This window comes from Pimelobacter sp. 30-1, from assembly GCF_018831735.1.
In the GTDB taxonomy this organism is placed as follows: domain Bacteria; phylum Actinomycetota; class Actinomycetes; order Propionibacteriales; family Nocardioidaceae; genus Nocardioides.
The window spans coordinates 162,711-184,753 of sequence record NZ_NHTS01000016.1; the positions used below are offsets into that span (position 1 = coordinate 162,711).

The 22,043-nt window shown below is 73.8% G+C and carries 21 protein-coding genes; 3 read left to right on the plus strand and 18 right to left on the minus strand.

The window, feature by feature from the left end; all coding sequences use genetic code 11:
* Nucleotides 1-28: 28 nt before the first annotated feature.
* Nucleotides 29-694 (plus strand): TetR/AcrR family transcriptional regulator, encoded by a 666-nt coding sequence (locus tag CCO04_RS27160; RefSeq protein ID WP_215817307.1) that lies wholly within the window; start codon nucleotides 29-31, stop codon nucleotides 692-694.
* Nucleotides 695-751: 57 nt separating this feature from the next.
* Here the strand turns inward: CCO04_RS27160 and CCO04_RS27165 are convergent, their stop codons facing one another.
* From CCO04_RS27165 to CCO04_RS27180, 4 genes are all read right to left on the minus strand, one after another.
* Nucleotides 752-1,621, minus strand: a complete 870-nt coding sequence (locus CCO04_RS27165) for an SMP-30/gluconolactonase/LRE family protein (RefSeq protein ID WP_215817308.1) — start codon at nucleotides 1,619-1,621, stop codon at nucleotides 752-754.
* Between the two features lie 7 nt (nucleotides 1,622-1,628).
* Entirely contained in the window at nucleotides 1,629-3,236 is a 1,608-nt protein-coding gene (gene cimA / locus CCO04_RS27170) for a citramalate synthase (RefSeq protein ID WP_215817309.1), read from the minus strand.
* A gap of 315 nt (nucleotides 3,237-3,551) precedes the next feature.
* A complete protein-coding gene (locus tag CCO04_RS27175) occupies nucleotides 3,552-5,312 on the minus strand; it encodes a serine/threonine-protein kinase (RefSeq protein WP_215817310.1) in 1,761 nt (586 codons plus the stop codon).
* Nucleotides 5,313-5,321: 9 nt separating this feature from the next.
* Entirely contained in the window at nucleotides 5,322-5,723 is a 402-nt protein-coding gene (locus CCO04_RS27180) for an MmcQ/YjbR family DNA-binding protein (RefSeq protein WP_215817311.1), read from the minus strand.
* Between the two features lie 28 nt (nucleotides 5,724-5,751).
* Here CCO04_RS27180 and CCO04_RS27185 point away from each other — a divergent pair, with 28 nt between their 5' ends.
* The gene (locus CCO04_RS27185) at nucleotides 5,752-6,537 is read left to right on the plus strand and encodes an alpha/beta fold hydrolase (protein ID WP_215817312.1); all 786 of its coding nucleotides are present in this window, start codon (nucleotides 5,752-5,754) and stop codon (nucleotides 6,535-6,537) included.
* Between the two features lie 3 nt (nucleotides 6,538-6,540).
* Here CCO04_RS27185 and CCO04_RS27190 read toward each other — a convergent pair whose 3' ends face one another.
* The 4 genes from CCO04_RS27190 to CCO04_RS27205 all read right to left on the minus strand — a co-directional run bounded on the left by CCO04_RS27190 (nucleotide 6,541) and on the right by CCO04_RS27205 (nucleotide 9,310).
* Nucleotides 6,541-6,828 (minus strand): hypothetical protein, encoded by a 288-nt coding sequence (locus CCO04_RS27190; protein ID WP_215817313.1) that lies wholly within the window; start codon nucleotides 6,826-6,828, stop codon nucleotides 6,541-6,543.
* 26 nt (nucleotides 6,829-6,854) lie between these two features.
* Nucleotides 6,855-7,934, minus strand: coding sequence for a branched-chain amino acid aminotransferase (locus tag CCO04_RS27195; RefSeq protein WP_215817363.1), 1,080 nt, complete (start codon nucleotides 7,932-7,934; stop codon nucleotides 6,855-6,857).
* Nucleotides 7,935-8,016: 82 nt separating this feature from the next.
* A complete protein-coding gene (locus CCO04_RS27200; protein ID WP_215817314.1) occupies nucleotides 8,017-9,117 on the minus strand; it encodes a 3-isopropylmalate dehydrogenase in 1,101 nt (366 codons plus the stop codon).
* 10 nt (nucleotides 9,118-9,127) lie between these two features.
* The gene (locus CCO04_RS27205; protein WP_215817315.1) at nucleotides 9,128-9,310 is read right to left on the minus strand and encodes a hypothetical protein; all 183 of its coding nucleotides are present in this window, start codon (nucleotides 9,308-9,310) and stop codon (nucleotides 9,128-9,130) included.
* A gap of 438 nt (nucleotides 9,311-9,748) precedes the next feature.
* On the opposite strand from CCO04_RS27205, the gene CCO04_RS27210 reads away from it, so the two are divergent.
* Nucleotides 9,749-10,318: an O-methyltransferase gene (locus CCO04_RS27210; protein WP_215817316.1), complete on the plus strand. Its 570-nt coding sequence runs from the start codon at nucleotides 9,749-9,751 to the stop codon at nucleotides 10,316-10,318.
* A gap of 34 nt (nucleotides 10,319-10,352) precedes the next feature.
* Here the strand turns inward: CCO04_RS27210 and CCO04_RS27215 are convergent, their stop codons facing one another.
* The 10 genes from CCO04_RS27215 to CCO04_RS27260 form a co-directional block, all read right to left on the minus strand.
* Nucleotides 10,353-10,778 carry a hemerythrin domain-containing protein gene (locus CCO04_RS27215; RefSeq protein ID WP_252373958.1) on the minus strand — a complete coding sequence of 142 codons (426 nt, stop codon included), beginning with the start codon at nucleotides 10,776-10,778 and terminating at the stop codon, nucleotides 10,353-10,355.
* Nucleotides 10,779-10,819: 41 nt separating this feature from the next.
* On the minus strand, nucleotides 10,820-11,605 hold the full coding sequence (locus CCO04_RS27220) for an FHA domain-containing protein (protein ID WP_215817317.1): 786 nt from the start codon (nucleotides 11,603-11,605) through the stop codon (nucleotides 10,820-10,822).
* Nucleotides 11,602-12,891 carry a VWA domain-containing protein gene (locus CCO04_RS27225; RefSeq protein WP_215817318.1) on the minus strand — a complete coding sequence of 430 codons (1,290 nt, stop codon included), beginning with the start codon at nucleotides 12,889-12,891 and terminating at the stop codon, nucleotides 11,602-11,604. The genes CCO04_RS27220 and CCO04_RS27225 overlap by 4 nt, the downstream gene beginning before the upstream one ends.
* Nucleotides 12,884-14,026 (minus strand): protein phosphatase 2C domain-containing protein, encoded by a 1,143-nt coding sequence (locus CCO04_RS27230; RefSeq protein WP_308281575.1) that lies wholly within the window; start codon nucleotides 14,024-14,026, stop codon nucleotides 12,884-12,886. Before CCO04_RS27230 ends, CCO04_RS27225 begins: the two co-directional genes overlap by 8 nt.
* On the minus strand, nucleotides 14,023-16,464 hold the full coding sequence (locus tag CCO04_RS27235) for a serine/threonine-protein kinase (RefSeq protein ID WP_215817319.1): 2,442 nt from the start codon (nucleotides 16,462-16,464) through the stop codon (nucleotides 14,023-14,025). The genes CCO04_RS27230 and CCO04_RS27235 overlap by 4 nt, the downstream gene beginning before the upstream one ends.
* A gap of 163 nt (nucleotides 16,465-16,627) precedes the next feature.
* Nucleotides 16,628-17,734 carry a hypothetical protein gene (locus tag CCO04_RS27240; RefSeq protein ID WP_215817320.1) on the minus strand — a complete coding sequence of 369 codons (1,107 nt, stop codon included), beginning with the start codon at nucleotides 17,732-17,734 and terminating at the stop codon, nucleotides 16,628-16,630.
* A gap of 17 nt (nucleotides 17,735-17,751) precedes the next feature.
* Complete coding sequence (locus tag CCO04_RS27245; protein ID WP_215817321.1) at nucleotides 17,752-18,699, minus strand: glutamate ABC transporter substrate-binding protein; 948 nt, start codon at nucleotides 18,697-18,699, stop codon at nucleotides 17,752-17,754.
* The gene (locus CCO04_RS27250; RefSeq protein WP_215817322.1) at nucleotides 18,696-19,988 is read right to left on the minus strand and encodes a hypothetical protein; all 1,293 of its coding nucleotides are present in this window, start codon (nucleotides 19,986-19,988) and stop codon (nucleotides 18,696-18,698) included. The genes CCO04_RS27245 and CCO04_RS27250 overlap by 4 nt, the downstream gene beginning before the upstream one ends.
* Nucleotides 19,985-21,520 carry an AAA family ATPase gene (locus CCO04_RS27255; protein ID WP_215817323.1) on the minus strand — a complete coding sequence of 512 codons (1,536 nt, stop codon included), beginning with the start codon at nucleotides 21,518-21,520 and terminating at the stop codon, nucleotides 19,985-19,987. The genes CCO04_RS27250 and CCO04_RS27255 overlap by 4 nt, the downstream gene beginning before the upstream one ends.
* The gene (locus CCO04_RS27260) at nucleotides 21,517-22,038 is read right to left on the minus strand and encodes a hypothetical protein (protein ID WP_215817324.1); all 522 of its coding nucleotides are present in this window, start codon (nucleotides 22,036-22,038) and stop codon (nucleotides 21,517-21,519) included. The genes CCO04_RS27255 and CCO04_RS27260 overlap by 4 nt, the downstream gene beginning before the upstream one ends.
* Nucleotides 22,039-22,043 lie beyond the last annotated feature (5 nt).

Sequence of the window (22,043 nt, forward strand, 5' to 3'; positions counted from 1 at the left end):
CGGCGCCACCGCCTAGGGTTGGCGAACCATGTCGAAACCCCTGCCGCTGCTGACCGGCGCGCCGCCCACCGAGCGCGCCGATGCGGCGCGCAATCGGGAGGCGCTGCTCCAGGCCGCGACCGAGCTGATCGAGGGCTGCAGCATCGAGGGCGTCACCATGGACGCCGTCGCGGCGCGGGCCGGGGTCGGCAAGGGCACCGTCTTCCGCCGCTTCGGCAGCCGCGAGGGGCTGATGGCCTCGCTCCTCGACCACCGCGAGCGGGTCTGGCAGGCCGGGGTCATCAGTGGTCCCCCGCCGCTCGGACCGGGTGCGCCGGCGATGGACCGGCTGCTCGCCTTCGGCGCCTCCCGGATGCGCCTGCACCTCGAGCAGGCGGCACTCATCGAGGCCGCAGGCCGGACCTGGGGCGACAACCCCGCGGTGCTCGGCTTCGCCACCCTCCACGTCCGGCTGCTGCTCACCGAGCTGGGGACGCCGGGCGACCTCGACTACCTCGCCGGGTCGCTCATCGCGCCGCTCAACGTGCCCGTCCTGCGCCAGCAGATGGGGCCGGGCGGGATGAGCGAGGCGCGCGTGCTCGCCGGCTGGGAGACGCTCGTACGCCGGGTCGTCGGGACCGGGACCACCCGAGATGAGGCCCCGGCCTCCGTCACTGACGCCGACGCCGACGCCGGCGCGGCGGAGCGAACCTAGTCCCGAGCGCCCGCACCCGGCGCCGCCGCAGGCCCCCTGGTGCGCAAAACGCCGACTTCAGGCCTCGCGCCCTGCCGACTCGGTCAGGTCGACCCGCAGCACCTGCCCGTCCCAGTCGCGGAACGTGGCGAGCCGGTCCATGCCCGGCCACCGCGCCGCGACCACGTACAACCGGTCGCCCTCCACCGCGCACGAGAAGCCGCCGCGGTCGAGCGCGACGGTGGCGAGCACCGCGCCGCCCTCGGCGACCCGCACGCAGCGCTGGTGCGGTACGTCGGCGTACCAGATCGCACCGGTGGCATCGAGGCAGATGCCGTCGGGGTTGTCCTCCCCCAGCCCCGCCCAGGTACGCCGCTCCGCCAGCCCGCCGTCGGCGGCGACCGGGAAGGCGACGAGCTCGTTGCGGTAGGAGTCCGCGACGACGAGGGTCGTGCCGTCGGGCGTGAGCAGCATCCCGTTGGGGAACGCGAGGTCCTCGGCGACGACGCGGGCGGAGCCGTCGGGCGTGACCAGCGCGACGAATCCGGACCCGCCGGAGCCGGCGGACCCTTCGGTGCCGCCGGAGCCGTTGACGTAGACCCGGCCGTGGGGGTCGGCCACCACCTCGTTGAACGTGGGGGCGGGCGCGAGCCCGGCCAGGTCGGCGTACGGCACGAGGGAGCCGTCGGGCTCGCCGACCAGCAGCGCATGCTCCCGGTTGGACGCCAGGACCAGCCGGCCGTCGGGCAGGAAGTCGAAGCACAGCGGGAGCGAGGCGTGCTCGAGGACCGTCTCGGCGGCGCCCACGTCGTCGACGGCGATGATCCGTCCGTGGGTCCAGTCGCTGAACCAGAGCCGGCCGTCGTGGCGGCGCGGCGACTCCACCAGGCCGAGGCCGGTCATCAGGGTGTCCATGCCGGGCAGACCCGCCGCCCGGCCCGGACTCATCGCCGGGTCAGTCCTGGGTGTGGCGCAACAGGCCGTAGGTGAGCCCGTCGACCAGCGCCTCCCACGACGCCTCGATCACGTTGGCGCCCACGCCGACGGTCACCCACGGCGTGGTGCCGTCGGTGGTCTCGATGAGCACCCGGGTGATGGCGTCGGTGCCGTGGCCCTGGTCGAGGATGCGGACCTTGAAGTCGATGAGCTCGAACTTCGCGATCTCGGGGTAGGCCTGCACGATCGCCGAGCGCAGCGCCTGGTCGAGCGCGTTGACCGGGCCGTTGCCCTCGCCGGTGACGACATAGCGGACGCCGGCGGCCTGGAGCTTGACGGTCGCCTCCGACACCGCCTCCTCGCCCGGCTGGGCGTGGGTGAGCGTCTCGGTGATGACCCGCCAGCTCTCCACGTCGAAGTACGACGGCCGCTGCCCCTCGGCCTCCTCGACCAGGAGCAGCTCGAACGAAGCGTCCGCGGCCTCGAAGGTGTAGCCGCGCGCCTCCAGCTCCTTGACCCGGGCGGTCACCCGGGTGACCAGCTCCGGGGAGTCGGACAGGTCGAAGCCGAGCTCGCGGCCCTTGAGCTCGATGGTGGCGCGCCCGGCCATGTCCGAGACGAGCAGGCGCATGTCGTTGCCGACGCCGGCCGGGTCCATGTGCTGGTAGAGGTCGGGGTCGACCTTGATCGCGCTCGCGTGGAGTCCGGCCTTGTGGGCGAAGGCGGACGTGCCGACGTACGGCTGGCGCGAGGCGGGCGGGACGTTGGTGACCTCGGCGACGGCGTGGGCGATCCGGGTGGCCTCGGCGAGGAGTCCGGGCGGGAGGACCTGCTTGTCGAGCTTGAGCTCGAGGTTGGCCACGACGTTGACGAGGTCGGCGTTGCCGGTGCGCTCGCCGTAGCCGTTGATGCAGCCCTGGACGTGGGTGGCGCCCGCGTCGACGGCGGCCAGCGTGTTGGCGACCGCGCAGCCGGTGTCGTTGTGGCAGTGGATGCCGACGCGGACCTGGGACGCCTCGATGACGTCGTGCACGACGTCGGAGACCCAGCCCGGCAGCATGCCGCCGTTGGTGTCGCAGAGCGCGATCACGTCGGCGCCCGCGTCGTACGCGGTGCGGAGGACCTCGAGCGCGTAGGACCGGTCGAGCCGGTAGCCGTCGAAGAAGTGCTCGGCGTCGAGGAAGACCTGCTGGCCCTCGGCGCGCAGGTGGGAGACGGTGTCGCGGATCATCGCGAGGTTCTCCTCGAGCGTGGTCCGCAGCGCCTTCTCGACGTGCCCGACGTGCGACTTGGCGACCAGCGTGACCACCCCGGCCCCGCTGTCGCGCAGCGCCGCGACCAGCGGGTCGTCGGCGGCCTTGAGCCCGGCCCGCCGGGTCGAGCCGAAGGCGGCGAGCCGCGCGTGCTGGAGGTCCAGCTCGAGCGCGGCGCGCCGGAAGAACTCGGTGTCCTTGGGGTTCGACCCCGGCCAGCCGCCCTCGATGTAGCCCACCCCGAGCCCGTCGAGCTGGCGCGCGATCGTCAGCTTGTCGGCGACGGAGAGGTTGAGCCCCTCCTGCTGGGCACCGTCGCGCAGCGTGGTGTCGTAGACGTGGAAGGAGCCGTGGAGGTCGAGCTGCTGGGTCATCGTGATCTCTCGCTGGGTGCGTCACCTGGGCAAAACAAAAGCCTCCCGACAACGAGAGGCTGGCGCGTCCGACGGTGGTCGGACGCGCTAGGTAATGATCGTGATGAAGGTGGTCACGGGACCTAGTCTGCCACGGATGGTGAGACGGTGGTCTCAGAGGCTCAGCGGGCGGAGGGCGCCGTCGCGAGCGGCGCGGGGCGCGTGCGCCGGCAAGGCGCCGGAGCGAAGGCAGGCCGGAGGCCTGTCGAGGGACGGCAACGCGGCCGGCGTGCGTGCCCCGCGTCGCGCAGCAGGCGCCCTGCGCGCGGTGAGCCTCTAAAGTCCGAACGGGCCGTTGGTCCAGGGCACCCAGGCGACGCCGTTGCCGGCGACCAGGGCGGCGAGCAGCGCGGCGATCCCGAGCAGCACCGCGCAGGTCAGGACCCAGGGCAGCGGTCGCCGGCACAGCGGGAAGAGGGCCCGGGCGACCGGTGAGCGGAACCGGCTCCCGCCGGGGCCCGACCAGAGGGCGACGCCGAGGGTCGCGCCGGCGGCGAGGAGGGTCGAGGGGACGTCGAGGGCGATGGCGTAGCCGAGGAGGCCGGCGGCGAGGCCGAGTCCGGCGCTCCAGGAGACGAGGACGACGGTGCCGGTCACCGCGCGCAGGCCGTGCCAGGGGCTGGAGAAGGCCCAGCGCAGGCCGTCGTACCACTTGATCCCGCGGACGGTACGACGCTGGGCGACCGCCGAGGCGGCGAGCGAGCCCGCGCGGAGCAGCCACACGGTGAGAACCACGAGCGCGAGCGCGACCCAGGGCGCGGCGGCGAAGCCGGCGCCGAGGGCGAGGGCGCCGGCGCCGATGGCGCACCAGCGGCGGATCCGCTCGCCGAGCGGGACCGGGGGCGGGGGCAGCGCGAGGGGGTCGTCGGGGTCGACGACGCCCCAGGTCTGGTCGAACTCCCGCTCCATCCGGGTCACCGCGTCGGGGGGCGCCACGGCCGGCGCCACCACCGGCGCGGCGACCGGCGCAGCGACCGGGGCCGGCGGCGGGTACGCCGGGCCCGGCACCGTCGGCGGGGTGAGGACCGGGGTCGGCGCGGCGGCGCTGACCGGCCCCAACCCCTCCCCGGGGGACGAGGAGGCGGACTGGGCCTGCGCGGCGAGCGCGAGAGGCAGCGTGAAGTCGTCGGGCTCCGGCGCCGGCTCAGGCTCGGCCGGGACCTCGGGCACGGCCGCGGTCGGCGGCGCGAACAGCCCGCCCGGCGGCGCCACCCGGGGCAGCTCGGGCCGGGTGCTCAGCGGCCGGAGCCAGGCGAGGAGCTCCTCGAGGAGAGGCCGCGCGAGCGGGTCCGGGTGGAGCGCGGCGCCGAGGACGTCGGCGAGGGGGCGCTCGATGCCGGACAGGTCGTGCTCGCCGCGGCGGGTGCGGTCCATGACGGCCATGGCCGGCCCGCGGCCGTAGGGCGCGCGACCGCTCGCGGCGTAGGCGACCGTCGCCGCCCAGGCGTGGACGTCGGCGGCGGGGGTGGCCTCGTCGCCGTACAGGATCTCGGGGGCGAGGTAGCCCGGCGTCCCCAGCAGCCACCCGGTCTGGGTGAGCCGGACGTCGTCGGCGACCCGGGCCAGCCCGAAGTCGATGAGGATCGGCGTACGGCCCTCCATCAGCACGTTGCCGGGCTTGACGTCGCGGTGCAGGACGCCGACGGTGTGCACCGCGGCGAGTCCCTCGGCCAGGCACCCGGCGAGCCAGTACAGGTCGCTGCCGGAGACCGGCCCCTCGCGGGCGACGTGGTCGTGCAGCGAGAGCCCGGGCACGTAGCGGGTGACCACGTAGGGCACGTCGGCCCAGGGGTCGGCGGCGAGCATCTCGGCGATCCAGGGGCTGCGGACCCGGGTCAGCGAGCTGACCTCACGGGCGAGCCGGCCGCGCGCCTCGTCGTCCCCGACGACCTGGTGGCGCAGCACCTTGAGCGCGACCCGGCGCCCGTCGGGACCCTGGGCGAGGTGGACGATGCCCATGCCGCCCTCGCCGAGCTTGGTCAGCAGCGTGTAGGCGCCCACCTGGGTGGGCGCGCTGCTGTCCGGTCGGGTCGTCACGGCCCGAGATTACCTGCGGGCGTCGAGCTCAGCGATGAGGCGCTTCGGTGCCACGCGGCGGTACGACGCATCGGCGAGCTCGGCGATCTCGGTCCAGTCGACGTCCGGGGCGGCGAGGTCGATCGCCCGCCCGCCGTAGGGACCGTAGTAGGCGGGCACGAAGAAGCGCTCGTCCTCGTCGAGGGCCGGCAGGTCGACCGCGTCGGGGGTGAAGATGAAGGCGCTGGGCACCATCCGGTGCTCCCCGGGCCGGATCTTCTCGCTGCCGCCGAAGGCCGCGAAGATCTTGCCTGCGCGGAAGGTCGGCCGGCCGTGGCTCACCCGCTCCTCGGCGCCCGGGAAGGCCAGGCAGATCGCACGGAGCCCGGCGAGGCCCGGGTCGTCGTCGGAGAACATGATCGGGTGCGCCATGGGGCCAGTATGCGTGCCACCATGGACCATGGGCTCGGCCCTCGAGGTGCACCGCCTGGGTGCGGGGGCGCCGCCGCTGCTCCTCGTCCAGAGCGGGCTCACCGCCGACGAGCTCCTCCCCCTCGCCCGCCAGCCGGTCCTCGACGGGTGCGAGCGGCTGGTCCCGCACCGGCGCGGGTACGCCGGCAGCGGCCCCGTCGCGCTCCCCCACCGGATCGCGGCCGACGTCGCCGACTGCCTGGCGCTGCTCGACGAGCGAGGGCACGAGCGGGCGCACGTCCTCGGCTACTCCTACTCCGGCGCGGTCGCCCTCCAGCTCGCCGCCGACCACCCGGACCGGGTCGCCGGGCTGGTGCTGGTCGAGCCGCCGCCGACACTGGCGCCGGAGGTGCGCGAGGAGTTCGTCGCGACCGTGGCCGGGCTGCTCGCCGTACGCCGGGAGTCCGGGGTGACGGCGGCGATCGACGCCTTCTGGGCGATGCTCGGGACGCCGGCGTGGTGGGCCGCGCTCGACGCGCAGGTGCCCGGCGCGCGCGACCAGATGCGCCGCGACGCCGCGAGCTTCCTCGACGCCGACCTCCCAGCCCTGTTGGCCTGGTCCTTCGAGGACGCCGACGCGGCCCGGGTCCGCTGCCCGGTGCTCCACGTCGGTGCCGACGGCAGCGGTCCCTGGTGGGCGGCCGTGCGCCGCCGGGTGCGGGCGTGGTTCCCCGGCGCCGCCGACGTGGTGGTCACCTGCGCCGACCACGGCCTGGTGCTCACCCACGCGGCCGAGGTCGCCGCGGCGATCAGGACGGCGGTGCCCCGCGGCTGAGCCTCAGCGCAGCCGCCCGGCGCGGTACTCGGCCACGAAGCTCTCGACCGCCCGGTTGGCCTCGCGCAGCCCGTCTCCGGTCTCGCGCCGGTACTGCTTGACCGCGTGCACGACCCGGTCGGCGCGGATGAAGGCCAGCACCTCCTCGGAGGGCCGCAGCGGGCCGGGCACCGCGTGCCCGGCCGCGCCCGCGCTCGGCGCGGTGTACGGCGGCGGGTGCCCGGCCTGCGCGTAGAGCCAGTTGACGTGCTCCTCGAGCTTGGCGATCCGCGCGTCCAGGTAGGAGTCCATGACGCGACCCTACGAGGCGGGCGTGCTCAGTCGATCTTGCGCATCCAGCCGAAGGTGTCGTCGGCCCGGCCGAGCTGGACGTCGACGAGCGCCTGCCGGATCCGCATGGTCAGGTCCTGGCTGGCGGGCGCGGCGGTCTCGCCGCCGGCCCACTTGAGCGCGCCGACCGGGGTCACGACCGCGGCCGTGCCGCAGGCGAAGATCTCGGTGATCCGGCCGCTGGCCACGCCCTCGCGCCACTCGTCGATGCCGAACTGGCGCTCGGTGACGTGGTGGCCCATCTTGCCGGCCAGCTCGATGATCGAGGAGCGGGTGATGCCCTCGAGGATCGTTCCGGTCTCGGGGGTGACGATCGAGCCGTCGTCGAACACGAAGTACATGTTCATCCCGCCGAGCTCCTCGACGTAGGTGCCCTCCTGGGCGTCGAGGAAGACGACCTGGTCGCACCCGGCGGCGTAGGCCTCCTGCTGGGCGACCAGCGACGAGGCGTAGTTGCCGCCGGTCTTGGCCGCGCCCATGCCGCCGCGGCCGGCGCGGGTGTACTCCTCGGTGAGCCACAGCGTGACCGGCTTGACGCCGCCCTTGAAGTAGGCGCCTGCCGGGCTCGCGATCACCATGAAGGTGACGTGCTGGGCCGGGCGCACCCCGAGGAACTTCTCGGAGGCGAACATGAACGGGCGCAGGTAGAGGCTCTTCTCGCCGCCGTCGGGGTTGCCGGGCACCCAGCGGGCGTCGGCCTTGACGAGCTCCTCGACGGCCTGGAGGAAGTCGGGGACCTCCAGGACGGGCAGCGCGAGGCGGTGGCTGGAGCGGATCATCCGCTCGGCGTTGGCCTCGGGGCGGAACAGCCACAGCGAGTCGTCGTCGTGGCGGTAGGCCTTCATGCCCTCGAAGGTCTCCTGCGCGTAGTGCAGGACGGCGGCCGCGGGGTCGAGCGTGATCGGGCCGTAGGGCGTGATCCGCGCGTCGTACCAGCCCTGCTCCGGGGTCCACTCGACGGTGAACATGTGGTCGGAGAAGTGCGAGCCGAAGCCGGGGTTGGCCAGGATCTCCGCCAGCCGGGTGTCGTCGGTGGGGTTCGCAGAGAGCGTGGTGGTGATCTGCATGGTCATCAGGTTAGTCCTCGTTAACGCGGGTCGGCAGGGGGCATTCTGCCCGCGTTCCGGAGGGGAGCACTCCGAACGCGGGTCAGCCCGCTACTCGTGCCGCGATCGCGTCGCCCACCTCGGGCGTACGACGCTGCTGGCCGGGCGTGCGCGCCTCGAGGTCGGCGAGGACCGCCGTCTCGATCCGGGCGGCCGCCTCGGGGTGGCCGAGGTGGTCGAGCAGGAGCGCGCCGGACAGGATCGCCGCGGTCGGGTCGGCGATGAGCTGGCCCGCGATGTCGGGGGCCGAGCCGTGCACGGGCTCGAACATCGACGGCGCGGTGCGGTCGGGGTTGACGTTGCCCGACGCGGCCAGGCCGATGCCGCCGGTGATCGCGGCGGCGAGGTCGGTGACGATGTCGCCGAACAGGTTGTCGGTGACGATGACGTCGAAGCGCTGGGGGTCGGTGGCGAGGAAGATCATCACCGCGTCGATGTGGCAGTAGTCGGTGGTCACGTCGGGGTACTCCGCCGCGACCTTCTCGAACAGCCGCCACCAGACCTGACCGGCGTGCACGAGCACGTTGGTCTTGTGGACGAGGGTGAGCTTCTTGCGGGGGCGCTTGCGGGCGCGCTCGAAGGCGTCGCGCACGACGCGCTCGACGCCGTAGGCGGTGTTGACCGAGACCTCGGTGGCGACCTCGGCCGGCGTACCGACGCGCAGGGCGCCGCCGTTGCCGGTGTAGGGGCCCTCGGTGCCCTCGCGGACGACCACGAAGTCGATCTCGCCCTTGCCCAGCACCGCGTCGGACAGCGGCGCGACCGAGCCCGGGAACAGGCGCGAGGGACGCAGGTTGACGTAGTGGTCGAGCTCGAAGCGGAGCTTGAGCAGCAGGCCGCGCTCGAGGATGCCCGGGGGCAGGTTCGGGTCGTTGGGCTTGCCGCCGACGGCGCCGAGGAGGATCGCGTCCTGGCCCTTGATCTCGGCGAGCACCGCGTCGGGCAGGACCTCGCCGGTCTTGAGGTAGTTCTCGGCACCGAGGTCGTACTGGGTGCGGGAGAACTTCAGCTCGGCCGGCGCCGCCACCTCGAGCACCTTGAGCGCCTCGGCGGTGACCTCGGGACCGATGCCGTCACCAGGGATGACGGCGAGGTCGACCTGGCCGGTCGCGGGCGTGAAGGAGGCAGAGGACGTGTCGGTCATGACGGCGAGGTTAGTTGTCGTCGGGGCGCGCGGCGTCACCGTCTCGCAGGTCAACCGCCACGGCGACCTCGTCGAGCTCGCGGTGGAAGGGGTGCTCCGGGTTGTGCTTGGCCGGGCCCCACTCGGTGCTGCTGGCGTCGGTGTGCGAGGCGTAGCCGGTCGGGTTGGTCCGGCGGTCGGTGGTCGTGAACATCGCTGGTTGTCTTTCGTGAGGAGGAGCTGCGCGGGTGGAGGGGAGCGGGTATTGCCGTCCTGGGCTCCTCCCACCGCGACGGGTGGGTGTCAGCTCGTGGGTCTCACGATGTCGACTGCGACGGGGGTGCGGATCACGCGGTATGCCGGCCGGTGGGCCCGTCGCGGTGCTCTGCGGAGAAAGCGCCAGGACTGTCGAGTTGGACGAGCGGCCTGGGCGCCGATACAAGGGAACGCCGCGTTCACCGCGGCGAGGTGGCCTCTCTCAGGCCTCGCCGCGGCGCACGATTACGAGAAGAGCGCTCCGCATGGTGGACAGATCCTACGACAGGTGAGACGCGGAGGCCAGCACCGTCTCGCATGGCGGAGGGCCGGACCGGCCGTCCAGGGGCCGAGACCCACCGTCAGCATCTGAGACACCGGATGTAAGACTCGATCTATGAGCGCGCCTCCCGAGCTTCCCGACGTCGTCAACCGCGCGTTCGACGTGTCCCGGCGCGCCGGCTACGTGTCGTTCTGCCGCAACGAGACCGGCCGCCTGCTGGCCGCGCTCGCGGCGACCCGTGAGGGCACGATGGCCGAGTTCGGCACCGGCTGCGGCGTCGGTACGGCGTGGCTGCGCTCGGGCGTGCGCAACGACAAGGCGCGCATCCTCACCGCCGAGCTCAACCCCAAGCTCGCCGCGGCCGCGGCCGAGATCTTCGAGGACGACGCCCAGGTCGACGTCCTCGCCGCGGACTGGTCGACGCTGATGGACAAGGGCCCGTTCTCGCTGCTCTTCCTCGACTCCGGTGACCCCTCGGCGGTCGGCGTCGACAAGATCGCCGACCTGGTCGAGCCGGGCGGCATCGTGGTGCTCGACGACTTCGTGCCGTGCGAGATGTGGCCGCCGATCACCGGCGGCCGGGTCGACACGCTGCGCGAGGAGTGGCTGACCGACGAGCGGTTCACCACCGTCGAGGTGATGGTCGCCGCGGACGCCTCGGCGCTCATCGCCACCCGCCGCTGACCCAGCGCGTCCGGCCCTCGCCGGCCCGACCGGCTCAGAGCGGCCCGAACGCCTCGGGCACGCTGAGCGGCAGCTCGATCCGGGCCAGGACGTCGAGCAGCACCCGCTCCTCGTAGCGGAAGTGCGACTCCATGATCGCCTCGATCCCGTCGAGGTGCGCGGCGAGCGCGGCAGGCTCCTCGGCCCGCTCGGTGGCCGCACGCAGCGCGTGGAGCAGGTGGCCGAGCATGCTGTGGTCCTGGCGCAGTTTGGCAACGGCCGGTGCGAGCTCGGGCCGGCGGGACACGAGCGCCGGGAACAGGGCGTCGTCCTCGGCGCCGTGGTGGCCGTCGAGGGCCACGCAGAAGCCGTGGCAGTAGAGCAGCAGCTCGCGCTCCGGCTCGGGTACGGCGGCGCCCTCGGCGAGCGCCGTGCGGGTGACGGCGAGCGCGGCGCGCAGGCGCGCGTGGACCGCGGTCATCTCGTCGCGCCAGGCGACGAGCCGGGTGGGGTCGGACAGGATCAGACCTCGCCCGGCTGGGCCCGCCGGACCACCAGCCGGGTCCACGCCCCGAGGTAGACCCGGGCGTCCGGGGCGATCTCGCGCTTCTCCCCCGCCGGCACCGGGTCCTTGGGCAGCGGGCCGACGGCCGAGCCGAGGTAGGTCCCGTTGGAGGAGCCCAGGTCCTCGACCCACCAGCGGCTGCCGTCGGTGGTCAGCTGGCAGTGGCGCCGGCTGATGCCGTTGTCGGAGCCGAGGTCGATGTCGGGGTGGATCCCGCGGCTGCGGGAGGTGCGCCCGACCAGGATCGACGTCGACCGCAGCGGTACGACGGTCGGCACGCCCGCGGAGGGCAGCGGGTCGGTGGACTCCTGGTCGGCGTACCAGTCGGGGTCGATCCACACCTCGGCCACCCAGGCCTCGGCCAGCGGCGGCGCGACCGAGACCGGCGGCGCCGGCGGGGCGTCCGGCACGTAGGGCGCGGACGGCGCCGAGGGCGCGTCGAGGTCGAGCGGCGAGGGCGGGGCGAGCGGGGTGATCGGCCGCGGCATCGAGCCGGTCGTGAAGTCGTAGCCGCAGGCCTCGCAGAACAGCGCGCTCGGCGGGTTCGCGGCCTGGCAGTTCGGGCACGCGGTGGTGGTCGGCTCGGCAGGGGCCGCCGGAGCGGCCGGAGCGGCCGAGGCAGCGGCGTCCGCGGCCGGGTCGGCGGCTGGTGCCGGAGCACCGCCGCCGGCCGGGATCGGCAGACCGCAGACGTCGCAGTAGTCGTCGGCGGCCGATTCGTGCCCGGACGGGCAGGTACTCATGAGGTGGGCTCCTTGCGGATCCTCGTGGTCTTGGTGGAGGCGGTGTCGAGGGCCATCTCGTCGGCCTTGTCGACCGCGCGCTTGAGCCGGACGGTGCCGGTCTCCTCGCTGTCGACGTCGACGACCTTGCGGAGCTTGGACGTCGCCTCGTCGTTGCCGGTCTCGGCGGCGAGCTGGACGGCGCGGCCGAGCTTGGTGGTCGCGGTCGCCTCGTCGCCGGCGGCCTTGGCCGCGAGCCCCTCCTGGATCATCTGGGCGAGCTCGGCCTGCCCGGTGTAGTGGGCGACCTGCTGGTCGATCCGGGTGGTGAGCTCGGAGTTGCCCGACCAGGTCGCCTTGACCAGCGCCTGGGTGACGACGTCGCTGCCGAGCGCGAGCTGGACCCGGGCGGCGAGCTGCTCCTGGCCGATCGCCTTGGCCGGGACCCGGATCGCGACGTGGTAGTCGCGGGACTCGTCGGCCCAGGCACCCGTCGGGTAGTCGCCGGTGAGCGGGTTGACCGGCGTCCGGCGGTTGCTGAGGTCCTCGACGGTCGGCGAGACCTGGCGCACGAAGAGCACCTCGGCGCCCTGGGGCGTCCACACCCGCAGCGAGGCGTCGGCGACCCCGCGGGACATGGCGTTGCGCATGATCTCCTCGAACTGCGCCTTCATCTCCGCCGGGCGCGGGATGATGTCGACGGTGCCGAGCAGGGCCTGGGCGATCCGGCGGATCTCGGCGACCTGCCAGTCGGTGCCGGCGCCACGGCAGTCGGCCTGGAAGTAGCCGGTCGCGCGGTTGATCGCGTCGTCGAGCCGGCCGGGGCGCTCGCGGTTCTCGCCGTCGGTGAGCAGCAGGACGTGGCGCTGGGTGACCTCGGCGACGGAGCCGAAGAGCTGGCCGGCCAGGTCGAGCCAGGTGCTGATCGCCGTGCCGCCGCTGCCGACGAAGCGGCCGATCGCGGCGGCGGCGTCCTGGCGGGTACGGGCGTCCATCCGGACCATGCCCGGGCCGCTGGAGACCTGGGGGTAGGCCAGCATGGCGCGGTCGGCGCCGGCGATGACGGCGAAGTAGGTGCCGTCGACGATCTCGGCCAGCGCGGCCTGCGCGGCCTCCTTGGCGGCGGCCATCGTCGAGGGGCCCATCGAGCCCGAGGTGTCGACGATGATGATCTCGCCCGCGCTGCCCGCGCCGGACTGGCCGGCGGTGCCGGCCCCCTGGCAGGTGATCGTGACGATCGCGTTGACGTCGGTCCCGCCGTCGGGCAGGAACTCGTTCTGGTAGACGGCGGCGCTGAACTCAGCCATCGCTCGGCTCTCCTCCTGAGGTGCCCGCCGGTGCGGGCGTCGGGGTCTGGTCATTCTGCCCGAGATCGACCCGGGCGACGGCGGCGGTGATGTTGTCGTGGCCGCCGGCGGCGTTGGCGAAGGCGACGAGCGCCCCCGCGAGGGCGAGCGGGTCCGCCGTGGCGGCGGCGCGCACCTGGGTGTGCATCTCCTCGGGCGTGGACGCGTAGTTCCACAGTCCGTCGGAGCAGGCGAGCAGCCAGCCGGGCTCGGCGACGTCGAGGGTGCCGACGGAGGGCACGAAGTCCTCGGAGTCGCGCCCGAGCCACTTGGTGATCGCGTGCGCCTGGGGCCCGGACTCGGCGACCTCGCGGGCGATGCCCTCGGCGATCTGGGCCTGGGCCAGCGAGTCGTCGGTGGTCAGCTGGACCGCCGTACCGGCGTCGGGCACCCAGTAGCAGCGGGAGTCGCCGACGTTGGCCCAGGTGATCCGGCGCCCCTCGAGCACGGCGGCGGTGAACGTCGCCGACGCGGGGTTGGGCGAGTCGGGGTCGGTGACCGCCACGATCGCGGTGTTGGCGGCCGCCGCGGCCGCCGCCATCACCTTGCGCACGGCAGCGTCGCGGCTCTCCGGCGTCCCCATGCCCGCAGGCAGCGGCACCCGCAGCACCTCGCGCGCCGCGCGGGCGCCGGCCAGGGAGGCGACGTCGGAGTCGATGGAGTTCGAGACGCCGTCCATCACGATGAGCACCGCGCGCGAGCCGGGCTCGGCACCGGCCAGGAGCGCCATCGCGTCCTCGTTGCGGTTCTTGCGGATCGCCTTGTCGCACACGCCGGCCACCCACGGCGCCGGCTGCTCCTCGAAGTGGTCGCGCTCGCTGGGCGCCTTGGTGCCGCACTCCACGCAGTAGAGGTCGGGACCGACCTCTCCCCCGCACTCGGTGCAGGGCCGCCGGCCCGCGGGCGCCGGCGGGTCGGGCAGCGTGCCCGCCGGCTTGCGGGTCGGCGCGCTGATCGGCGCGTCGCCGAGCGGGTGGTCGGCGGAGGCCGGGGCGACCGGGGCGGGCGCGGCGTCCGCCGTACCGACCGGGGCACCGCAGCCCTCGCAGAACCGCGCGCCGGGCGCGAGCGCCGCACCGCAGGAGGGACAGGTCACGTGAGGCTCCAGTTCCGGACGGCGTTGGCCTGGTTGACCAGGTTCACCCGCTCCTTGAGGTCGACGGCGTCGCGGGCGAGCAGGCGCAGGGCGTTCTCGAGCCCGTCGCGCACGCCCGCCTCGGTCGCGGTGACCGCGCCGATCTTGGTACCGGCGGGGACGGCGTTGGCGGCCTGGCTGACCACGGGCAGCGCCTCGGTGAGGATCCGCACCGTGAACTGCTGGCGGGTCTGCTGGTCGACGCTGGAGGCCTCGATCGTGCGCATCGCCTGGTCGAGCACGGTGATGTCGTGCGCACCGCCGGAGAGCAGCACCTCGGCCCGCAGCTGGCGGCTCTCGGTGTAGCCGCGGCTCGTGGTCGGGACCAGGTCGAGCGCCGCGACGGCACCGACGGTGTCCTGGCGGGCCGCGCGGACCCGGGCCATCCCGAAGGCGGCCGGCGGCACGTACGCCGCGTCGGTCGACGCGCACACCTGGTAGAGCCCCTCGGCGACCTCGGGCAGGCCACCGCGCTCGCAGGCGAACGCCAGCGCCAGCTTGGGCGCCAGCTCACCGGGGACCTGCTGGTAGACGGCGTTGAACGAGGCCTTGGCGGTCTCCCAGTCCTCGGCCTGGACGGCGGCGAGGCCCTCGACCCACAGCGCCCGCCACTCCCACGGGTCGTCGGTGAGCAGCCGCTGGGCGTGGCCCTTGGCGAGCACCGGGTCCCCGAGGTCGAGCGCCGCGCGGGCCCGGGCCAGCCAGACCTCGGCGGAGTCCTCGGGCGCGGACTCCAGGTCGGCCAGGCGCCGCTTGGGGTCGTCGTCGCCGATGGTGCTCAGCCAGCTGTACTGGGCGTCGGTGGTGTCCTCGCGCAGCGCGGGCAGCTGGCTCCAGCCGGTGATCGGCCGGGCCGTGGCGGGCGACTCGAAGAGCACCGAGGCGGCCGACGTGCTCGCCGTGCCCTGGCGGCGGCGGGCGACCACCTCGCGCAGGACGCCGAGCACCTGGGTGCGCATCTCGTCGACCGAGGCGAACCGGTCGGCCGGGTCGGGCGCGCAGCACTTGGCGATGAGCTGGTAGAGCGAGTCGTTCTGCTGGAACAGCGGCGTGCTGTCGACCGGCGGCAGGCTGTGCAGGTAGGTGCCCTGGTAGCCGCGGAACTCCATGCACAGCACGACCAGCGTGCGGCCGATCGTGTAGATGTCCGAGGCGACCGACGGGCCGACCTCGGCGACCTCGGGCGCCTGGTAGCCGACCGTGCCGTAGATCGCCGACTCCTCGTCGTCGATGCGCCGGACGCCGCCGAGGTCGATGAGCTTCATCGCGTCGCCGACCTGGATCATGTTGTCGGGCTTGAAGTCGCAGTAGACCAGGCCGAGGTCGTGCAGGTACTGGAACGCCGGCAGCAGCTCGAGGATGTAGGCGAGCGCCTGGTCGACCGGCAGGGCGTCGTACTGGCCGCCGTTGGCCGACATCCGCTCCTTGAGGATCTGCTTGATCGACTTGCCGCCGACGTACTCCATGACGATGTAGCCGGCACCCTCGTGGGTGACGAAGTTGTAGATCTCGACGATGAGCGGGTGCTCGACCTGGGCGAGGAACTGCTGCTCGGCGATGGCCGCGGCGAGCGCGTCGGGGTCGCCGGAGTTGAGCAGGCCCTTGAGCACGACCCAGCGGTTGGAGACGTTGCGGTCGCGGCCGAGGTAGATCCAGCCGAGACCGCCGTGGGCGAGCGCGCCGGCGACCTCGTACTGACCGGCGACCAGGTCGCCCGGCTGGAGCTTGGGGGTGAACGAGAACGGCTGGCCGCAGTTGGGGCAGAAGCCCTCGCTGCGCCCGGGCGTCCCGTCGATGCCGCGGCCGACCGCGTTGCCGCACTTGGCGCAGCTGCGCTTGTCCTCGGGCACCTGCGGGTCGGCCATGATCGCGCGGGCCGCGTCGACCGGCGGCGCGGGCGGGACGACGGTGAGGCCGGCGCCGAGGCGCGCGGAGCGCATCCGCTGGGAGCCGGTGCGGGTGCGCCGGGTCGACGACGTACCGCTGGCGCCGGCGCGCTTGGAGCCGATCGCCGCGGACTGGACCCGGCTCGCCGCCGTCGCCGAGGTGCCCTCGCGACCCGAGAGCGGCTGGGACTCGGCGATCGCGGCCGCCTCGGCGACCCGGGCCCCCGGCACGGCCGGGGTGCCGCAGACGTCGCAGTAGCCATCGAGGATCTTGCCGGTGCAGCCGGGCTGCTGGCACGGGCTGCCGTTGGGAGCAGGGACCGCGCGCGGGGAGGTGCTGACCGTCGCGCCGGTCAGGGTGCTGCCGGGGGTGCTGACCGGCGGGCTCGCGGGGGCGCTCGCCGTGGCGGCGGGGGTCGACGTACCGCCGGTGCCGGGCATGCCGCACACGTCGCAGTAGCCGTCGACGATGCTGCCCGTGCAGCCGGGCTGGGTGCAGGCGCCTGCGCTCATGGGGTGCTCTCCTTGGTCAGTGGCCCGGGCATGAGAGCCGTGGGTGAGATCGTGGTCCGAGGGCGTGCATCGCAAGACGGACTTGCGAAGGCAGACCGGGCGTCTGTCGAGCGGGGCCGGCGCGGCGAGGTGCGCGCTCGGGCCGCGAGGTCGCGTGCGGCTCTCATGTCTGGGACACCAGCCAGGTCTGGTACGTCGTGACGAGCTGCTGGGCCACGCTCATCGGTGCGGGCGAGCGCTGCAGGACCGACCGGGCGGCCTGCTCGCTCGCGGCGAGGTCGGGGTGGTCGGCCAGACCCGCGGCGCGGGCCTTGGCGACGTAGGCATCGAGCAGGCCGACGAGCTGGGCGTGCTCGTCGAGCGCCGCCGCATAGGCGTGCTGGGCGATCTCGAGCGCCTGGGAGACCCGGTCGAGACGCTGCAGGTAGGGCCCGATCGCGTCGGGGGTGACCGGCACCGGACCGAGCGCACCGACGTCGGGCACCGCGTAGCGCGGCGCCGGGTCGACCGTCGCCACGCAGGTCTCGGCGAGCTTCTGCAGCGCCGCCTCGCGGGCCTCGAGGTCGGCCCGCAGCTCGCGCGCCGAGATCACCTGGTCGCGCGCGTCGCGGCGCCGGGCGTTGCCGACGATGAGGTCGCGCTCGAAGGTCGTCGCCTCGGTCTCCAGCGGCCCGAGCATCCCGCCCACGTCACCACCGCGCTCGGCCTTGGCCGTGATCCCCTCGAGCCGCGACATCAGCTCGGCCAGCCGCTGGATCGCGCCGTCCCGGCTGATCGCCGGCTCCAGCCCGACCTGGTCCCGGATCCGCTCCAGCTGGGCCCGCAGCTCGCGGATCCGCGCCGACTGGGCATCGGCACCCGGCACCAGCGAGAGCCGGCTGCGCAGCTGACCGGTCAGCGCGTCGCACAACCGCCCCGCCTCGGGCAGCGAGACCGCCAGCCCGCCCGGCAGCTCGGTGGCCCCGTCGAGCCGACCCCAGATCAGCGCCGAGATCCGCTCCCGCTCCTGCTGGAGCACTCGGCCGCCGTCCCAGGTCGCGAAGACCAGCTGGTGGCGGTCGGCGATCGCCTTCCACAGCGCCAGCGCCAGCGACATGTCCCCGGCCAGCTCTCCCCCGCGACCCACCGCCAGTGCGGCCTGGTCGAGCTCGTCGAGCTCGGAGCGGCGTACCCGGAGCCAGGTGTCGAGCGCGCCGAGGTAGGTCTGGATCGCCGCAGGGTCCAGCGCGTCCCCGAGCTTGCCGGGGGCGGTGGGTGCGGTGGTGGGCATGGTGGCTTGGTCCACGGTCACCGTCGGCCGTAGGCAGGCTGGAACGGAGCGGGGTCGACCTTGAGCGCGGGCCGCAGCCACTTGTCGTAGGACTTCTGCCAGGTGCCGTCGGAGCGCATCTGCTGGAGCACGGCGTTGATGAAGGCGACCAGGTCGACGTCGTCCTGGTTGGCCCCGACGCCGTAGGGCTCGTCGGTCAGCGCCTCCTGCTGGGGAACGGCGGCGTAGATCTTGTCCTGGGCCACCAGGCCGGCCAGCACGGTGTCGTCGCCGGTGATGGCGTCGACGCCGCCCTGCTGGAACTTCACCAGGCAACCGGTGTGGGTGTCGGCGGGCTCGGCGACGGCCTCGGGCTGGATCTCGCGGATGTTGTCGATGCTGGTGGTGCCGGCCGGCGCGCAGACCTTGACCTCGGCGAGGTCCTGGGGGCCGGTGTACTTCGCGGCGAGGTCGGAGCGCAGCAGCACCTTCTGGCCGGCGTGGTAGTACTCCGCCGAGAAGGCGATGTCCTTCCACCGGGTGCAGTTGATCGTCATGTTGCGCACGACGATGTCGAGCTCGCGGTCGTCCAGCAGCTTGATCCGCTGGCCGGCGTTGATCACCCGGAGCTGGATCTTGACGCCGAGCTCGTCGGCGATCCGCTGGGCGATGTCGATGTCGAAGCCCTCGATCTTGTTGGTCGAGGCGTTGCGCGCACCGAGCAGCCAGGTGTCGGCCGAGACGCCGACCCTGAGGACGCCCGCCTTCTTGATCCGGTTGACGGCCGTGCCGCCGGCCCGGCTCGGGTCGTAGGAGCGCAGGTCGGCCGCCGTGGTCGTGCAGGACGCGGCCGCGGCGGGGCTCGACGTGTCCGTGGGCGGCTTCGCCGGCGGCAGGCTGGTGGTGGAGTAGGAGCACGCGCCGAGGGCCAGCGCGGCGAGCGTCGCGACGACGACGCCGCGGATCGTGGTGGGGACGCGGCTCATGAGAACTCCCTCCGTCGTACGCCGATACCTCGGGCGACGCTGACCGCCGCCCCGACGCCGAGCAGCACGGTGAGCCCGCTCAGCACGAGCGCGAGCCAACGACCGCTGCGCAGGTCGCCGACCGCCTTGTCGCTGTCCTCCTTGATCGCGCCCTCGAGCGCCTTGTCGAACGCCTCGAACGGCGCGGTGCTGCCGGTCTTGTCGTCGGCGGTGGTCGCGAGCCGGACCGCGCCCTCCCAGTTGTTGTCGGTGTCGAGCTTGACGATCTCGGCGTGCCGGCCGGTGTAGGTGTTCCAGTCACCGAGCAGCTTGTCGGGCGCGTTCTTGTCGACCACCTGGGCCTTCTCCGCCCATGCCGTCTCGTTGTCGGCACCGGAGCCGCGCTTGATCAGGCGCAGGCTCTCGTTGGCCTTGGCGTCGTTGGCGGCGGTCCGCGCGGTCGCGGCCGAGACCGCGTCGGCGAAGGCCCCGTCGCGCAGGGAGTCGTTGGAGCTGTCCCGGATCCAGGCGCCCGCGATGGTCACCACGCTGACCCCGGCGACGATGGCGGCGGCGACGGCCACGCCCTTGTTGATCCGGCGCCGGAAGGTCTGGGCGAGCTCGCGGTTGAGCCACCACAGCCCGACCAGCGCGAGGATGCCGAGGCCGAGCAGCCAGAACGGGTGCTGGCCGCCCATCGCGTCCTCGGCCCGCTTGTTGTTCTCGTCGACCAGCGCCTCGAGCCGCGGGACCGCGTCGGCGCGGAGCTGGGCGCTCGCGAGGTTCTGGTAGGCGGCGCCGACCGGGAAGCCCTGCCGGTTGTTGGCCCGGGCCTGGGCGATGTTGGCGACGTAGTCGTTGACCATCTGGTTGAGCTCGGCCAGGAGCTTCTGGTCGGCCGGCTGCGCCTCGGCGGCCGCGGCGATGCCCTTGAGCGCCTCGTTGATCGAGGCGTCGTACTGCGCACGCTGGGTGGTGTTCTCGAGGCCGCCGACCAGGAAGGCGTTGGTGGACAGCGCGTCGGCGTTGAGCAGCGAGGCCTGGATCTTCTGGATCCGGACGAGCTGGGCCGTGTCGTCCGCCGCCCGTCCGTCGGACTGCCAGCCCACGAACTGCACGAGCGCGCTGACCAACCCGAAGACAATGGCGACGCTCATCCCGATGAGCTGCCAGCGGTTGAGCAGCGCCGGCGTGTCCACGTACGACGGCGCGGCCTGCGCGACCGCGGCGGGTGCGGGCGCCGCGACGGCGGCGGCCGGGGCCGGCGGCGGGGGCGGCGGGGCCGCCTGGGGGGTGGCGGTCTGGCTCACGACTCCTCCTCGGGAGTGGGGAACGGGTCGACCGGTTCGGCCGCTGGGGCCTCGGCGGGCGGTTCGAGCTCGGTGTCGGCCACGAGGTCCTCGGGCAGGAGGGTGCGCAGCTCGTCGAGGGTGGGCTCGGCGATGTCGCGCAGGCGCCAGGCGTGGTGGCCGATGGCGGCCTCCATGAGGTTGCGGACGAAGCGCGCGTTGCCGAACGACGGGCCGCGCGGGGTGACGGCGAGGATCTCGCGGAGCCGCTCGCAGACCGGCTCACCGGCGTCGTAGTCGGCGGCGCCGACCATCGAGGAGAAGATCGCGGTGAGCTCGTCGTCGGTGTAGTCGGCGAAGTCGATGGTGGTGCGGAAGCGGCTCTCGAGACCGGGGTTCTCGGAGATGAAGACGGCCATCGGCAGGGGGTACCCGGCGACGATGACGACGAGGTCGTCGCGCTTGTCCTCCATCTCCTTGACCAGGGTGTCGATGGCTTCCTTGCCGTACTGGTCGCCGGAGAGCGAGTAGGCCTCGTCGATGAAGAGCACGCCGCCCTCGGCGGACTTGACCACCTCGGCGGTCTTGGCGGCGGTCTGGCCGAGGTAGCCGGCGACCAGCTCGGAGCGGTCGACCTCGACGAGCTGGCCCTGGGAGAGCAGGCCGAGGGCGCGGTAGATGCCGGCGACCAGGCGCGCGACCGTGGTCTTGCCGGTGCCGGGGTTGCCGTTGAAGACGAGGTGGCGGGTGATGGTCGGCGACTCCAGGCCGGCCTTCTTGCGCAGGCCCTCGACGCGCAGGACGGCGGCCTGGCGGTGGATCTCGCCCTTGACGTCGGCCAGGCCGATGAGCGCGTCGAGCTCGGCGAGGAGCTCCTCGACCGACTTGACCGGCTCCTCGGGCTTCGCCTCCGCGGCGGGCGGGGTGGCCGGCTCCGCCGCCTGGGTCTGGACGCCGTCGGCGGCCGCGGGCTCGGGCTCGGGCTCGGTCGGCTCCGGGAGCGGCGGCGTGCCGGTGGGCGCCGCGGTGTTGAGCGCGCCGAGCTGACGGCGGACCTGGTCGCCCACCCGGCGTACCTGGTCGAGGACCTGGTCGCCGAGCCCGGGCACCGGTTGCCGGGCCGGCAGGTCGAACGCGCCCGGCGCGGCCGAGGACGGCGTCAGCGACGCGCCTCCCCCGAGCTGGGCGGTGGTGACGGTGGTGGCCGCGCCGACGGCGTCCGGGCCCGGCTCGCCGAGCTGGGAGCCGGCCAGGGCGACGTCGGCGAGCGCGCCGGCGTAGTCGGCCGAGTCGGCCGACTTGGCGAGCAGCAGCGCGGCCATGAGGGGCGTCGGGCCGGCCCGGAAGCGGTTGCCGCGCTTGGCGGCGAGCATGTGGTCCTCGGCCGAGCGCTCGCGTCCGGTCTGGGCGCACCAGTCGACGAAGGCACCCCGGGAGCGCTCGGAGACGGTGGCCGCGACGGCCTCGCCCTCGGCGCGCGCGGCGCTCTCGTCCAGCCCGGCCTTGCGGGCCGCGGCGACGAGCGCGTCGAGGGCGTCGGCGAGGGAGGTCATGGGGTTCCTAGCGTGAGGTCGGGGCCGCCCGAGGAGGAGTGGCCGAACTTGGCGTCGAGGAAGCGGGTGTGGGCGATGAGCGCCTGGGCGTCGGCGCGGTTGGCCGCGTCGAGGATCTGGTCCATCGTCACGCCGAGCAGCTCGAGCGCCTCGATCAGGATCAGCAGCGCCGTCTTGGGTCCGTCGATGGGCCGGGTGTCGGCCCAGTCGCGCGGCAGCCGCAGGTAGGACTGGAGCGCCTCGGGGAGGTAGTCGGTCGCGGTCGCCACCACCGAGTACCCCTCCTCGCTGCCGAGGCCGAGCTGGCTCAGCCGCGGCAGCGTCTGGTTGATGGTGCGCGCGATGCGCTCCACCCGCGAGACGACCACCGGCGGCGCGTTGGCCTCACGCAGCATCGCGTAGACCTGGTTGAGCGCAGCCCGGATGTCCTGCTCGGTCGGCGGCGCCGGCACCACGTACGCCGCCTCGTCCGGGGCGCCGCCCCGACCCTTGCGGCGCCACCACGTCTTCAACCCCACCCGAT